This is a genomic window from Clostridium acetobutylicum ATCC 824, from assembly GCF_000008765.1.
In the GTDB taxonomy this organism is placed as follows: domain Bacteria; phylum Bacillota; class Clostridia; order Clostridiales; family Clostridiaceae; genus Clostridium_S; species Clostridium_S acetobutylicum.
This window is the reverse complement of sequence record NC_003030.1, coordinates 2,663,852-2,677,767: the sequence shown is the minus strand read 5'-3', so window position 1 is coordinate 2,677,767 and position 13,916 is coordinate 2,663,852. Positions and strand designations below refer to the sequence as shown.

Genomic DNA, 13,916 nt, shown 5'->3' with positions numbered 1-13,916 from the left:
TTTGCAGTATGACGAATATAAATTTAAATTTTACCTTAATGCTTCGCATTCAATATTCATAAACGGAGTGCTAGGAGAGGAGCATCCTCATACCTGGGAAATTACAATCTACACTATAAAGTTTCATACTGGTTTCGTTATCTTTAATGATGTTGAGAGGTATGTAGAAAAATATATGAAAAAATATCAGGATTCATATATAAATAGAATTGAACCTTTTATAACTCTGAATCCTACCTTGGAGAATATGTGTAAGTTTTTTAAAGATAATATGAAAGCTCTTCTTGCAGAAAAGGGATGGATCTTACTGTCAATAGAGATAAGTGAAACACCAACTCGTTCGTATGTTATAGATTTATCAAGAGAAGCGGAATTGAAATATGGTTTGAATTTTGAAAAGGAGGATATTCTAGAAGAAGCTGCTATTAATAAAGTTAAAGAATTAAAAAAACTATTGGAAAAAAATGTAAAAATGGTGTAAAATTATATAGTAACACATTTTAGGAGGTATTATATGAAATCACTTAAAGGTACAAAGACAGCAGAAAATTTAATGAAAGCATTTGCAGGAGAGTCACAGGCTAGAAACAGATATACTTTTTATTCAAATACAGCTAAGAAGGAAGGGTATGTTCAAATATCCAACATATTTTTAGAGACGGCAGAGAACGAAAGAATGCATGCAAAGCGTTTTTTTAAGTTTCTAAGTGAAGGACTAGATGATGAAGCTGTAGAAATAAATGGAGCTTCCTATCCAACTACATTAGGTGATACAAAAAAGAACCTAATTGCAGCTGCTAAAGGAGAAAATGAAGAATGGACAGATTTATATCCTAGTTTTGCAAAGACAGCAGAGGACGAAGGTTTTAAGGGAGTAGCGGCTGCCTTTAGACTTATAGCAGCAGTAGAAAAAGAGCATGAGAAAAGATACAACGCTCTTCTAAAAAATATTGAAGAGAATAAGGTATTTGAAAAAGACGAAGTTAAGTTTTGGAAATGTATAAAATGTGGATATATATTTGAGGGGAAGACTGCTCCAAAAGTTTGTCCAGCATGTCTTCATCCTCAAGCATATTTTGAAATATTAAGTGAAAACTATTAATTTATAAGGGATGGGGATTAACCCATTCCTTGCTTAATATAGATGGGAGTAAGTACATAGTGAACAATAATTTGAAAAACTATTTAGATAATATAAAAAAACCTTGGGGAATATTATTTTACAGAGTTTTATGGCAGCAGTTAGATAAAATAAAAACTTCTAAAGTTCTTGATTTTGGAAGCGGCTTTGGTATTACAGCAAATCATTTTGCAAGTAATAATATGGTAATTGCAATAGAGCCAAACAGTGAGTTGGTTGAGGCTAGAATACAAGAAAATGATTATATTCAAATTGTCGGAGACCTTAAAGCGTTAAAAAGTCAGAAAGATAATTATTTTGATGTTATACTTTGTCACAATGTCTTTGAGTATGCAAAAGAGAGGGAGGAAATATTTAAAGAGTTTTTAAGAATTCTTAAACCAGGGGGAATAATATCTCTTGTTAAGCATAATCATGCAGGAAGAATAATGCAAAAGGTTGTTTTTGAAAATAATATTGATGAAGCGGAGAAGCTTTTAAATGGCGGAATAATAGAGGTTTTAGGTTTTGGGAAGGTTTCATATTATAAGCTAGAGGATATTAAAAAGTGGTGCAAAGGATTTGAAGTTGAAATTATTAAGGTGCTTGGAATTAGAACTTTTTGGGCGCTCCAGCAGGATAATAAGATTAAGGAAGATCCTATATGGCAGGAAAAGATGTTTAAAATTGAAATGATGGTATCAAATATAGATGAATATGTGAATATATCATTTTTTAATCACATAATTTTGAAAAAGGCATTAAAAAACTATGCTCTTGAATAGTAAACTAATGAAGAGTATACTAAGTAACTAAATAGTCGGCTTGGTCTTTGTAACATAATTCTTAAAGTATAGAAAACTTAATCAAAGGATTGGTGATAAATGTGGATAAGGCATCAAGATTTGATAGGATGGTGAAAGAGAAAAAAAATGATGAACTTGGTCTGTTTGAAAAGTACGAGGAAACTTTGGCGGAAATTAGAAAAAGGATAATTAAGTATAAGGCTAAAACTGTGGTTGATATGGGCTGTGGAACAGGAAATTTATGTGGAGAATTAAGTAAAGAAATAGAAGCTTTAGGAATTGATAAAAGTTTAGAAATGCTTGAAGGTGCTAAAAGAAAATACAAACATATAAAGTTTAAAATAGGAAGTTTTTCGGACAAGCCGTTTATAGGAAAATGGGCAGGGGTTGTTGTAACTACTTACGCTTTTCATGGACTGAATAGTGAAGAGAAAAAAGAGGCTATTAAGAATATGATTGGGTATTTAAAAGATGATGGAAGGATAATTATTGGAGACTATATGTTCAAAAACAAAGCTGAAAAAGAGGAATGTAGAAATAAGCTATTATCTAAGAAAAGGCAAGATTTATGGGAGGTAATAGATGGTAGATATTATACTGACTTAGAAGAGCTAAAAGACTATGTTAAGTCACTTGGTTTTAAGATTATTAGTGAACATATAGTTAATTTTACATGGATAGTAGAGATATATAAGTAAGAAATTTAGCAATGAACAAAAGAAAAGTGCTGTGTCAGGGAAGGTTCTTGAAAGCTTAGGCTTTGCATATACTAAAGACGTATCCTATGTTTGCAATAAAGAGATGAACATTTATGAGAGTAGGAAGTACATCTTAAAATGGTAAAACAAAAAATGATTGAATTATGGAACTTCTTTAAGCAGTTTATATTACAAGAGGATGAAGTATTAGAAGTTGGGTTTGTCACCTTGAATAAAAGTTTATAACCACATCGTCGTTAAATAACGATGAAGGACACTGTGACAAAATTGCATTATATACGGAATAAAGATTGTAATATGAAGGAAGGATTGAAATTGAATAAAGGAAAATTAATTGCACAGGGAAAGACATCTGAGGTATTTGAATATGGACAGGATAAAATATTAAAGCTTTTTAGGAAAGATCTCCCTGAAAAAAACATTGAAAATGAATATGAGGTGAGCTTTAATCTTTCTAAAAAGATGAAATTGGTTCCTAAGGTATATGATCTTGTAGAAGTTGATGATAGAAAAGGAATTATATACGAAAAAGTTAATGGTACTACAATGATGGAAGTTATATCGTCTAAGCCCTGGAAGGTAAAAAAAGAGGCACAGCGTTTAGCTGAGCTCCATGAGGCAATTCAAAAACCAGTAGATTTTGAGCTGCCGGACTATAAGACTACGCTTAAAGAAAATATCTCGAAAACTGAATTATTAGAAGAGGATATAAAGAAAAGACTATATGATTATATTGATGAACTTAAGGATGATGATTTGTTATGCCATGGGGATTTTCATCCTGATAATGTACTTATAACAGAAGAGGGAGAAGTAATAATCGATTGGATGACAGCAAGTAAGGGAAGTAGAATAGCAGATATAGCAAGAACGTCAGTAATGCTTAAGTTTGGTGCTTCACCAGTTAAAAGAAGTGCTGAAAAGAAGATTATAAAGTTTGTTAGGAATAGATTTTATTCAGGATATATAAAGCACTACATGAAGATAACTGGAATTAATAAGGAACAGATAGAGGAGTGGGAACTTCCAATAGCAGCGGCAAGACTTAATGAATGGCTTCCTAAAAGTGAAAAGGTGGACTTACTAAAGTTTATTGATATGAAGATGAAATAGGAAGTATTTTATTTTCATATTTCACATAGAAAAACAAATGATGAAAGCTAGGTTTATTTTTTGAAATAAGCTTTAGAAGATTTTTGATGGGGGGAGAAAGTTATGCAAAGCGAAAGTTTAGTTATTAGAAGGGCAGAAGAAGGAGATGCATACCAAATAATACGATTAGTTAAGCAGGTTATTAAGGAGTCTCCATTCTTTGAGAGAACACCAGAGGAATTTAATTTTACAGTTGAAGACGAGCAGGAGTACATAAAAAATACAGAGCTTTTTATAGTTGTAGAGGTGGACGGAAAAATAGTAGGAAGTGCTACTTTAAAGAGAAGTAGCTTAAGTATGCTAAGACATACTGCATTATTTGGAATAACAATTTTAAAGGAGTATTCTGGAAAAGGAATAGGGAGCTTAATTATAAAAAGAGTTTTTGAATGGGCAGAGGAAAACGCAATTGAAAAGATAGATTTAGAAGTGTTTCATGACAATTTTAAGGCAATTTCTCTATATAAAAAGTTTGGTTTTATTGAAGAGGGAAGAAAGAAAAATGCCATAAAGGCAGAGGATGGCTATAAGGATCTTGTATTAATGGGAAGGTTCTCTAAAGCTTAAAAGTGATATAGGTGCTATTTGAATATAATAAAGCTTTGTTTTAAACAAACATTTTTAGGCTCATTTAAAACAAAGCTTTTTTGTCTTTTAAGTATTTCTAATTAAAAGCGTTTATAGCATTTGTAAATCTTAAAACATTATTAGAAACTTTACTGGTTGAGCCCAATGGATATGCATCTGGTAAAACGCTTGAGTTTGCTTCGGGTTCCCAGTAAAATACACCTAGACCATTGCTGCCTGGTACAGCTTTTACCTTAGATATAACCTGTTTGATCATATTATATGTGTTAGTAGAATCATTCTCTAAACCACCAATTTCACAAATCATAACTTGTTTATGATAGCGAGAAGCCATATCATTTAGATTATAGCTTAAATTGTTAATGTTTTGTGTGTAGTTAACTTTATCCCAATAAGGATAATAAGACATGCCTATCACATCAAATTTAGCACCGGCTTTTGTGAGACCATCGAATACACTTCTATAAAGACTGTTATTTGCACCGCTTGATAAGTGAATTATAACCTTTGAAGTTGGGCTTACGTATTTTATTGCACTATAACCTTGATTAATTAGGGCAGCCCATTTATTAAAGTTACGATAATTTCCATCCGGCCAAAGCATACCAGAGTTAGTTTCATTGCCTACTTGAACCCAATCAGGCGTTATACCTGCATTCTTAAGAGCTGTCATTACATAGCTTGTATGGGAATAAACATCCTTTTGCAATTGATTAAAATTATCATTTATCCATGCAGCTGGCTTGTCTTGATAAGCTGGATCGGCAAAATGATCACTGTAATGGAAATCAATCATTACTTTCATTCCAAGATTCTTAGCCCTTTGAGCCATATAAACTACTCCTTTTGTATCGCCATAGCCTAAAAGGCACTTTGATCCATCGTTTTTTGTCCATACAAAATTAGAAGGTGGGTTTACAAATACTCTTAGCCTTACTGAGTTTATACCATGATTTTTTAAGATTTGAAGAGCGTCTTTCCTTTGTCCATTAGTATCCTGCCACTTCACGCCGTTATTTTCTAATTGGTTTAACCATCCAATGTCAGCACCATTTGCAAAAGTATTTGCACTTGTACTTATAGAAAAAAAAGCTGAATTAATTATTAAGCCTGTTCCAAGTAGCATTAGTGAAATGCGTTTAATTAATTTTTTTAACACAACATATCCCTCCATTTAGTAAGTTTAGATTTTCTTAATTAAGAAATCGTTTTCTAAAAAGAGTTTTGAGAGTAACTAAGTATAAGGTTAAAATACTCTTTTACAAAATTATAACAATAAAAAACATAAATGTAAATCACTTTATCAAAAACTACATTGAATTGATCAAAATATGAAAGAGTAATGGTATGAGATATTCTTTTAATAGAGTACTGTACTTAAAGTCAGTACTCTAATTATTAAAAATAGCTTTTTAGATATAATTTAGGAAATTATAGTGAGAAAGTTTCATTTTCGCCCTTAAATGAACATATAGTTCCTTCGCCTTTTGTAAAATATAAAACTGCGAAAATACCATCGTCAACACTGTACATATTTTTTAAAGATGGAACAGCTTCAAGCGCAAGCTCCTTTACCTCTCGCCTATCATCATTTGCAACCTCGCCAGTAAGACGAATCCATTGTCCTTTTTTATTCATACCTGAAATTTCAACCTTAGGATTTTGTATCATTTGCTTAAAACATTTTTTTGTGTTGTTTGAAACAATGTATAATTTTCCTTCATACTCAAAAACAGCACCAAAAGGTCTAACTCTTGGTTGGTCACCTTCATTAGTTGCTAAGTAAAAAACTCCACATTCTTTTAAAAATTCTAATGCTCTTTTCATAATTATTGCTCCTCTCATATTTATGTGTTAATATTTACTATACAACAATAATAGTAACATGTACAAATGAAATAACAAGTACGATTTTTTATGGAGGTAAGTATCAAATGGATACTATTAATGAGAGCAATGATCTTTTTGGAAAATGCCCATATTTTACAGCACAAAAGGTGTTTTCGGGAAAATGGTCAATATTAATTATGCATAATCTAGATGAGGGTCCTATGCGTTACGGAGAGCTTAGAAGAAAAATTGGAGATATAACGGAAGCAACACTTACAAAGCAACTAAGAATGCTTGAAAAATATGGACTCATAAGGAGGCATGTTTATTCTGAAATACCTCCTAGGGTAGAGTATTCTTTAACAGATTTGGGAGAAGAGTTTAGACCAGTACTAGAGCAATTTAGAATTTGGGGAGACAAATATATAAAGTCAATTAAAAATAAGAACAATGGATAATAATTACATTCCATTGTTCTTAATGGTTTAATAAAAGGTATCCTGCATAGACATAAAGGGACATACTCCAAAGTCACCGTCAGATCTAGATAGAGTCCTTAATTTATTTTGAAAAATATAGGCTTTGAACCTATCATTTAATATTTTCCAGTCAAGATTATTAATAAAAGTTTCAACATATTTACCTTTATCATTAATAAAATCCTTAAAATAAGAATGCTCCTGAACATCTAAAACCATTAGTGGGTGAGAGGCTAAAATTGCACTTGTATCATGAAAATCATTTCCAAATAAATGAAACCTTCCATCTAAGGAATCTATAGAAAGTATTACCCAACCCTTCATGGAAATAGCAACTTCAGTTAAATAAGAAATAAAATTGTTATAAGAAGAAAATTGTTTTCCTATCTCCTTTAAAATAGGTCCATAGGGCTTTGTATTTTTACCTGTCATATTTTCAAAGTATAGTTCGTGAAGTTTTATCCCATTTAGAGTATATATTTCTTTTGATTTTAGGCTTCTCATTAAAGAGTGATTAGTATCATCGCTTCTAAAACCAGGAGTATAGGATACTTTCCACAGTTTATTTAAATCGTTAATATAGTTTACATATATATCATAATGAGCTTTTAAAAGTTCATTACTAAAACCAGCTAGTGAATTAAAATTATATTTCTTTTCAGTTATCATTTTATACTCCTAAAAATTTGTGTTACTATATAATATGAAATGTTTTACTATAAAGTTAACAAGAGGTATTAGATCTCTAATGTTTTAAAAGGTTAGGACTGGAGATGCATGTAACTAATGGACAACTTTAATAATTCTATTGGAATATCAAAAGATATACTAATGAAGGTTTTGAAGCCGGGAGACACGGCGGTTGATTGTACTGCTGGTAATGGTAATGATACCGATTTTTTATGTGAAATTGTTAAAGATAAAGGAAGGGTTTATGCCTTTGATATTCAAGAGAAAGCTCTTTTGAGTACAAAAAGAAAATTAGAGGCCTCTGGGAATATTAAAATAGTAAAGTTAATAAAAGATGGACATGAAAATCTAGATAAATACATAAGAGAAAATATAAAAGCTGCAGTATTTAACTTAGGATATCTTCCAGGAGAAAGCCATATTATAACCACAAAAAGTGAGACCACACTTGAGGCTGTTAAAAAATTATTAAAACTTCTTTATAGAAATGGTGTTATTATCATAAATATCTATCATGGACATGAGGAAGGAAGGGTGGAAAAAGAAGCTCTTTATAAACTATGTTCTAAATTAAATCAAAGGAAATATAATGTTTTTAAGGCCCAATTTATAAATCAAGTAAATTGTCCCCCTGAGCTCCTAGTAATAGAAAGAAGGGTATAACTTTGTTAAATATTACACAAAAAATACCACTATAAGAAGATAAATTTATAAAAACATATTGTTAGTCAGTTACTTATTTGTTACAATAGTAGGGGTTATGTAACAATTTGTTGACAAGTATTACCTTGAGTGATGTTTGTTAAAAAAACCATATAATTAGTTGTAAGGAAGGAGAAATAAATATGATTTATTCAGCAGAAGTTGATAGAATGGTATGCGTTGCTAAAGGACCAAACCATGGACCAGCTCCAATACCAGAAGAAGGAAAATGGGTACAAGCTAAAGAAGTAAAAGATATATCAGGTTTAACACACGGAATTGGTTGGTGTGCTCCTCAGCAGGGTGCTTGTAAATTAACTTTAAATGTTAAAGAAGGCGTAATCGAGGAAGCATTAGTTGAAACAATAGGATGTTCAGGAATGACTCATTCAGCTGCTATGGCATCAGAAATTCTTCCAGGAAAAACTATATTAGAAGCATTAAACACTGACCTTGTTTGTGATGCTATAAATACAGCTATGAGAGAATTATTCTTACAAATAGCTTATGGAAGAACTCAAACTGCATTCTCAGAAGGTGGACTTCCAGTAGGAGCAGGTCTTGAAGATTTAGGAAAAGGACTTAGAAGCCAAGTTGGTACTATGTACGGAACTAAAGCTAAGGGAACTAGATATCTTGAAATGGCAGAAGGATATGTTAAACACATAGCTCTTGATAAAAATAATGAAGTTATCGGATATGAATTCGTAAGCTTTGGAAAAATGATGGATTTCATCAAAAAGGGAATCGAGCCTGCAGAAGCTATAGAAAAAGCTACAGGTACATACGGAAGATTTGCAGAAGCTGCAAAAGTTATCGATCCAAGACACGAATAAGGATAGGAGGAGAAGATTGTTATGGCATTATTTGAAAGTTATGAAAGAAGAGTAGACCAAATATTACCAGTATTAAAGAAATACGGTATTAATTCAATAGAAGAAGCTAAAGCTGTTTGCGATGAAAAAGGCGTAGACGCTTATAATATAGTTAAAGGCATCCAACCAATTTGCTTTGAAAATGCATGTTGGGCTTACACAGTTGGAGCTGCAATAGCAATAAAAAAAGGATGTACTAAAGCTGCTGAAGCTGCTGAAGCTATAGGAGAAGGATTACAAGCATTCTGTATCCCTGGTTCAGTTGCAGATGACAGAAAAGTTGGACTTGGACACGGAAATCTTGCTGCAATGCTTCTAAGAGAAGAAACTGATTGTTTCGCATTCTTAGCAGGACATGAATCTTTTGCAGCTGCTGAAGGTGCAATTGGACTTGCTAACTCAGCAAACAAAGCAAGAAAAAAACCATTAAGAGTTATATTAAACGGTCTTGGAAAAGATGCTGCATTCATAATCTCAAGAATCAATGGTTTCACATATGTTCAAACTAAATTTGACTATTATACAGGAGAACTTAAAATAGTTAAAGAAACTGCTTATTCAGATGGTGAAAGAGCAAAAGTTAGATGCTACGGAGCAGACGACGTTAGAGAAGGTGTTGCAATAATGCACCATGAAGGCGTTGACGTATCAATAACTGGAAACTCAACAAACCCAACTAGATTCCAACATCCAGTTGCAGGAACATACAAAAAAGAATGTATGGCTCAAGGAAAGAAATACTTCTCAGTTGCATCAGGTGGTGGTACTGGAAGAACTCTTCACCCAGACAATATGGCAGCAGGTCCTGCTTCATATGGTATGACTGATACTATGGGAAGAATGCATTCAGATGCTCAATTCGCAGGATCTTCATCAGTTCCAGCTCACGTTGAAATGATGGGTCTTATAGGAATGGGTAACAACCCAATGGTTGGAGCTTCAGTTGCAGTAGCAGTTGCTGTTGAAGAAGCTATGAGTAAATAATAGAAAATTTGGCGTAACGGTGTAGTAAAAAGTTGTTTTAAATACACATATCTAATGGATTTTAATATCTATGGATGTGTGTATTTTTTATGCATAAAAGCTAATAACATCTATAGGTGTGATTAGTGTATCATTAAAATAAACATCCCCATCTACATCTCAAACTCATAAAAAGTTTGGGAAAAATAGATAGGGAATATGCCCCGTATCGGGTCAGAAATGGCTTAATATTGGGCTTTTTAGCGTGTCCGTTTTTGGAGAGTTTTATTATGATACAAAAATTGGGAGAGGATGGGTCGCTTTTTTATTTGCCAACATAGATAGAAAAATTCTAAAGAATTTTTAAGGTTTAAGCAAAAAGTATTAAATTTTAATAAAACGTGGTGAAAGATAAGGTAAATAAGAAAATGAAAAATAAATCCTTTAATATAAAATTATATACTTATTTACAATTAGTATAAGCAATGTGAAAATGGTGATATAATTTCTATATTACTTAAATTAAGGGGAGGCGGAAATATGAAGTTGAAAGTTTTAGTAGATAATATAATACATATATTGACCAATATTATTGTGGTGAACCTGCTGTTTCATATTATATTGAAGATGGAGAGGTTAGACTATTATTAGACGTTGGATATTCAGATTTATTTATTAAAAATGCCAATGTGTTAGGTGTGGATTTAAAACATATAAATAGTATAGTTATTTCACATGGACATGATGACCATACAATTTGTAGATTACAACGGAGTAAAGTTTCCTTTTGAAAATAATGTCTTTGATTATGTTGTAACAAGATACGCATTACACATCACTTTCCCAATATTGATAGAACTTTTAAAGAGATAAGTAGAGTAGTAAAATCTGGTGGAGTATTTTTTGTTTCAGACCCTAAACCAAATGAAAATGATGATATTTTAGATATATATATGAATATGAAAGATGATGAACATGTAAAATTTTATATAAGAGGTCAGTTTATTGAATTAGCGGAAAAATATAATTTTAAACTTGTAAAGTCTTTTAGTTTAGAAATACGATTTCCCAGTAATAGAACAGAAAAGTATTTAATCATAGCAAATACTATTGATAAACAGATACTAGATAGTTATAACATAGATGTGATTAATGGGGAGAATTATATTACTGAACAAGTAATTTCCTTATGTAGATAAAATATATATTACTGTAATAGATAAAATAATTGATGGTGAAATATCATATACATATTATACTTATGAAAGAAGAAAGTGGAAGAATATACTCTAATGAATAGTATTCTTAAAAGGTAAAATAAAAATTTATAATATATGAATTAAAGGAGATATAAAATGGTAAGGTTAAGACCATATAGATCATGTGACGCAAAATATATTGTTACTTGGATAAGTAGTGAGGAAGAATTTGTGAAGTGGTGTGCTAATTTAATAACATATCCTTTTACAGAAGAATCAATGAATAAAATACAAGAAAGTTTTGAAAATAATGAAAAGGGATGGCTATTTACTGCTATTGATAAAAAAGGAACACCAATTGGATTCATGTCAATGTCAAAAGCTGATTATGAAAATGATAGTGTACATCTTGGTTTTATTATTGTTGATTCATCGAAAAGAAGTAGTGGATTTGGAAAACAAATGATAAATCAAGCGATAAAATATGCGTTTGAAATATTGAATGTATCAAGAGTGACACTAAAAGTTTTTGACAATAATTCAACTGCTCATTATTGTTATCAAAATGTAGGATTTGTTGATGAAAAGTATATGGAGAAGGAATTCCCATATAAAGATGAAATGTGGGGATGTTATTGTATGGCTATTCAAAAATAGCCATATGTGTATTAACCTAATTTATAAATGTAACAGTCTTTTAGATTATGACTAAATAAAGTATTAATGGAGGCTACATAAAATGAGTATAAATATATTACACACTAATAGTAAAAATATTGATTTTATTAAACTTATAAAACTATTAAACGATGACCTTAATGAACGATATGGAGAATTGCAAAAGCAATATAATAAGCATAACAGAGTTGATTATATAAATGATGTGATACTTATTTACAAGGATGAAGCACCTGTCGCCTGTGGAGCATTTAAGGAACAGAATGTTGAGTGTATAGAATTAAAACGAATATTTGTAGTAAAGGAGAACAGAGGACAAGGGTTATCAAAAATAATAGTTAATGAGTTAGAGAAATTAGGTAAAGTAAAAGGGTATAAATATGCCATATTAGAAACAGGAATAAAACAATATGAAGCTATTAATTTGTATAAAAATACTGGGTATCAAATAATAGAAAATTACGAGCCATATATAGGAAATACAAATAGCGTATGTATGAAGAAAGAATTATTATGATTGACTAATTGAATGGATAATTATTTAGTTCTGTGGAGGTACATTACAATATGTTTGGGCATTTAGGGTTTTCCTATGTAGGATTAATATATTTATTAATGTTATTTATTCCCAATAGGATTTGGAGTAAGAACTAACCAGTAGACTCAAATGATATTAAAGAAAATAAGATATTGTTATTATCTGAGCGTGAAGGGCAAATATTTTGTACATGTAGTGTATTAGTTTTTAGTGATTTTAATATACAGCAATTATCAATATGGAGTTTGTGGCTCATAGTATCATTTTTGCTTATGTTAGTATATGAAGTTTGTTGGATTAGGTATCTACGGAAAGGTTGTCTTATTGATTGTTTAAACAATTATAGGACATATGGGAATACATATTCAACATTTAAAAGGAATAAAGAAATTATATTGAATTACCATTATTAATAATAAAGAAATAGATGATATATTTGGAGGAAAAGAAATATCAATAGGAATAATAGATGAAAATAAAGTTTAAAAAATGGTATATAGAATATGGGTTTATCTAAAAATAAACAAAAATATATGAACACTTACCTTTTACTGTGTGTTTGATTATAAAGAAGGTGTAGAGTAATTATATGAATAAATAGGGGGGAGTGTATAATATTTTGAAGAAATTTAAAGAAAATTTTATGGAGGCGATTAAAGTTGAAGGATTTCCCAGAGTTTATGAAAAATAAAAAGAATCATATTAGTAGCAATCAACAAAATACAGAAGATATTGATGGATATTACTTTGAAGGTGCGGATGGTAGTCAGATGGTAGTCAGATGGCTTTTTGGACATGCTATTCAGATAGAGTGTCTAAAGAACATAAGCATGAATTTGATGAATATACGGTTGTTGTTGCAGGTCAGTATACAGCAATTATTGATGGAAAAGAGAAGGTGGGGATAATAAATGGACTTACTTAAAAAACATATATTAAAACTTGAAAATGACTTATTAAAGCCTGAAATAAGACAATGTGAAGCAAGGACAAGTGAATTATTGGCAGATGGCTTTACTGAATTTTGCAGTTCAGGGTACATATATAAATACGTTCACGGACAAGCAATGGATGAAGGGACTAACTTAGAAGAGATGGACTGGGAGATAACAGATTTTAAAATAAAGCAATTGAGCAATGACTGTGTATTAGCAACCTATGGATTAATAAAACATAATGAATTAAACCAAAATAAAAAATATTCACTTCGTAGCTCCATATGGAAGTGTTTTGAAGGCAAGTGGAAAATGATTTTTCATCAAGGAACGATGATATCAAAAAGTTAGAAGAAATCATATTGATTAAGAGATATAAATATACTAAAGAATTTTCTAAAAATTATTAAAAGAAGCCGCATTATTTATTAATTGTTAATAATGTGTGGCCTTTTTTTACTTTTTTGGGGATGAATTGATAAAAAAAATTCAAAATGTGTAATGTTAAAATTTTAACGTAATAATTGCTACAAATATATTGATTAAATGTAAAATCATGGTATAATAAAAATGCAATATATGAGCTATGTGTCCATATATATAGTATAAATGTTAAAAAATAACCTTAAAAGCCACCTTGAA

Annotated in this window: 18 protein-coding genes and 1 pseudogene; 16 read left to right on the top strand and 3 right to left on the bottom strand. The window is 30.8% G+C overall.

Going from position 1 to position 13,916, the window contains the following annotated elements; translation table 11 throughout:
• Position 1 precedes the first annotated feature (1 nt).
• From CA_RS13185 to CA_RS13160, 6 genes are all read left to right on the top strand, one after another.
• Positions 2 to 481, top strand: a complete 480-nt coding sequence (locus tag CA_RS13185; RefSeq protein ID WP_010965866.1) for a 6-carboxytetrahydropterin synthase — start codon at positions 2 to 4, stop codon at positions 479 to 481.
• Positions 482 to 514: 33 nt separating this feature from the next.
• Entirely contained in the window at positions 515 to 1,102 is a 588-nt protein-coding gene (gene rubY, locus CA_RS13180) for a rubrerythrin RubY (RefSeq protein ID WP_010965865.1), read from the top strand.
• A gap of 59 nt (positions 1,103 to 1,161) precedes the next feature.
• Positions 1,162 to 1,905 carry a class I SAM-dependent methyltransferase gene (locus CA_RS13175; protein WP_014518993.1) on the top strand — a complete coding sequence of 248 codons (744 nt, stop codon included), beginning with the start codon at positions 1,162 to 1,164 and terminating at the stop codon, positions 1,903 to 1,905.
• 101 nt (positions 1,906 to 2,006) lie between these two features.
• A complete protein-coding gene (locus tag CA_RS13170; RefSeq protein WP_010965863.1) occupies positions 2,007 to 2,624 on the top strand; it encodes a class I SAM-dependent methyltransferase in 618 nt (205 codons plus the stop codon).
• A 336-nt stretch (positions 2,625 to 2,960) separates the two neighbouring features.
• Positions 2,961 to 3,758: a phosphotransferase family protein gene (locus CA_RS13165; protein WP_014518992.1), complete on the top strand. Its 798-nt coding sequence runs from the start codon at positions 2,961 to 2,963 to the stop codon at positions 3,756 to 3,758.
• 102 nt (positions 3,759 to 3,860) lie between these two features.
• Complete coding sequence (locus CA_RS13160; protein ID WP_010965861.1) at positions 3,861 to 4,364, top strand: GNAT family N-acetyltransferase; 504 nt, start codon at positions 3,861 to 3,863, stop codon at positions 4,362 to 4,364.
• A 97-nt stretch (positions 4,365 to 4,461) separates the two neighbouring features.
• Here CA_RS13160 and CA_RS13155 read toward each other — a convergent pair whose 3' ends face one another.
• Positions 4,462 to 5,544: a glycoside hydrolase family 53 protein gene (locus tag CA_RS13155; RefSeq protein WP_010965860.1), complete on the bottom strand. Its 1,083-nt coding sequence runs from the start codon at positions 5,542 to 5,544 to the stop codon at positions 4,462 to 4,464.
• Positions 5,545 to 5,816: 272 nt separating this feature from the next.
• On the bottom strand, positions 5,817 to 6,212 hold the full coding sequence (locus CA_RS13150) for a pyridoxamine 5'-phosphate oxidase family protein (protein ID WP_010965859.1): 396 nt from the start codon (positions 6,210 to 6,212) through the stop codon (positions 5,817 to 5,819).
• 107 nt (positions 6,213 to 6,319) lie between these two features.
• On the opposite strand from CA_RS13150, the gene CA_RS13145 reads away from it, so the two are divergent.
• Positions 6,320 to 6,673, top strand: a complete 354-nt coding sequence (locus tag CA_RS13145) for a winged helix-turn-helix transcriptional regulator (RefSeq protein WP_010965858.1) — start codon at positions 6,320 to 6,322, stop codon at positions 6,671 to 6,673.
• 27 nt (positions 6,674 to 6,700) lie between these two features.
• Here the strand turns inward: CA_RS13145 and CA_RS13140 are convergent, their stop codons facing one another.
• Positions 6,701 to 7,363 carry a superoxide dismutase gene (locus CA_RS13140; protein ID WP_010965857.1) on the bottom strand — a complete coding sequence of 221 codons (663 nt, stop codon included), beginning with the start codon at positions 7,361 to 7,363 and terminating at the stop codon, positions 6,701 to 6,703.
• A gap of 117 nt (positions 7,364 to 7,480) precedes the next feature.
• Between CA_RS13140 and CA_RS13135 the strand changes: the two genes are divergently transcribed.
• The 9 genes and pseudogenes from CA_RS13135 to CA_RS13090 all read left to right on the top strand — a co-directional run bounded on the left by CA_RS13135 (position 7,481) and on the right by CA_RS13090 (position 13,625).
• The gene (locus CA_RS13135; RefSeq protein WP_010965856.1) at positions 7,481 to 8,047 is read left to right on the top strand and encodes a class I SAM-dependent methyltransferase; all 567 of its coding nucleotides are present in this window, start codon (positions 7,481 to 7,483) and stop codon (positions 8,045 to 8,047) included.
• A 182-nt stretch (positions 8,048 to 8,229) separates the two neighbouring features.
• On the top strand, positions 8,230 to 8,922 hold the full coding sequence (locus CA_RS13130; RefSeq protein ID WP_010965855.1) for an iron-sulfur cluster assembly scaffold protein: 693 nt from the start codon (positions 8,230 to 8,232) through the stop codon (positions 8,920 to 8,922).
• Between the two features lie 21 nt (positions 8,923 to 8,943).
• The gene (locus tag CA_RS13125) at positions 8,944 to 9,945 is read left to right on the top strand and encodes a GGGtGRT protein (protein WP_010965854.1); all 1,002 of its coding nucleotides are present in this window, start codon (positions 8,944 to 8,946) and stop codon (positions 9,943 to 9,945) included.
• 519 nt (positions 9,946 to 10,464) lie between these two features.
• Positions 10,465 to 10,679 (top strand): annotated as a pseudogene (locus tag CA_RS13120) (MBL fold metallo-hydrolase); the annotation flags it as partial.
• A gap of 66 nt (positions 10,680 to 10,745) precedes the next feature.
• On the top strand, positions 10,746 to 11,123 hold the full coding sequence (locus CA_RS13115) for a class I SAM-dependent methyltransferase (protein WP_077836345.1): 378 nt from the start codon (positions 10,746 to 10,748) through the stop codon (positions 11,121 to 11,123).
• 156 nt (positions 11,124 to 11,279) lie between these two features.
• Entirely contained in the window at positions 11,280 to 11,780 is a 501-nt protein-coding gene (locus tag CA_RS13110; protein ID WP_010965853.1) for a GNAT family N-acetyltransferase, read from the top strand.
• A gap of 82 nt (positions 11,781 to 11,862) precedes the next feature.
• Positions 11,863 to 12,318, top strand: coding sequence for a GNAT family N-acetyltransferase (locus CA_RS13105; protein ID WP_010965852.1), 456 nt, complete (start codon positions 11,863 to 11,865; stop codon positions 12,316 to 12,318).
• A gap of 802 nt (positions 12,319 to 13,120) precedes the next feature.
• Positions 13,121 to 13,264: a hypothetical protein gene (locus tag CA_RS20130; RefSeq protein ID WP_171779420.1), complete on the top strand. Its 144-nt coding sequence runs from the start codon at positions 13,121 to 13,123 to the stop codon at positions 13,262 to 13,264.
• The gene (locus tag CA_RS13090; RefSeq protein ID WP_010965849.1) at positions 13,251 to 13,625 is read left to right on the top strand and encodes a DUF4440 domain-containing protein; all 375 of its coding nucleotides are present in this window, start codon (positions 13,251 to 13,253) and stop codon (positions 13,623 to 13,625) included. Before CA_RS20130 ends, CA_RS13090 begins: the two co-directional genes overlap by 14 nt.
• The last annotated feature ends 291 nt before the right edge of the window (positions 13,626 to 13,916 follow it).

Bases quoted from the DNA above. Each gene is read 5' to 3' on its own strand.
- rubY (WP_010965865.1), top strand. From the start codon at position 515: ATGAAATCACTTAAAGGTACAAAGACAGCAGAAAATTTAATGAAAGCA.
- CA_RS13160 (WP_010965861.1), top strand. From the start codon at position 3,861: ATGCAAAGCGAAAGTTTAGTTATTAGAAGGGCAGAAGAAGGAGATGCA.
- CA_RS13150 (WP_010965859.1), bottom strand. From the start codon at position 6,212: ATGAAAAGAGCATTAGAATTTTTAAAAGAATGTGGAGTTTTTTACTTA.
- CA_RS13145 (WP_010965858.1), top strand. From the start codon at position 6,320: ATGGATACTATTAATGAGAGCAATGATCTTTTTGGAAAATGCCCATAT.
- CA_RS13140 (WP_010965857.1), bottom strand. From the start codon at position 7,363: ATGATAACTGAAAAGAAATATAATTTTAATTCACTAGCTGGTTTTAGT.
- CA_RS13135 (WP_010965856.1), top strand. From the start codon at position 7,481: ATGGACAACTTTAATAATTCTATTGGAATATCAAAAGATATACTAATG.
- CA_RS13130 (WP_010965855.1), top strand. From the start codon at position 8,230: ATGATTTATTCAGCAGAAGTTGATAGAATGGTATGCGTTGCTAAAGGA.
- CA_RS13125 (WP_010965854.1), top strand. From the start codon at position 8,944: ATGGCATTATTTGAAAGTTATGAAAGAAGAGTAGACCAAATATTACCA.
- CA_RS13110 (WP_010965853.1), top strand. From the start codon at position 11,280: ATGGTAAGGTTAAGACCATATAGATCATGTGACGCAAAATATATTGTT.
- CA_RS13105 (WP_010965852.1), top strand. From the start codon at position 11,863: ATGAGTATAAATATATTACACACTAATAGTAAAAATATTGATTTTATT.
- CA_RS20130 (WP_171779420.1), top strand. From the start codon at position 13,121: ATGGCTTTTTGGACATGCTATTCAGATAGAGTGTCTAAAGAACATAAG.
- CA_RS13090 (WP_010965849.1), top strand. From the start codon at position 13,251: ATGGACTTACTTAAAAAACATATATTAAAACTTGAAAATGACTTATTA.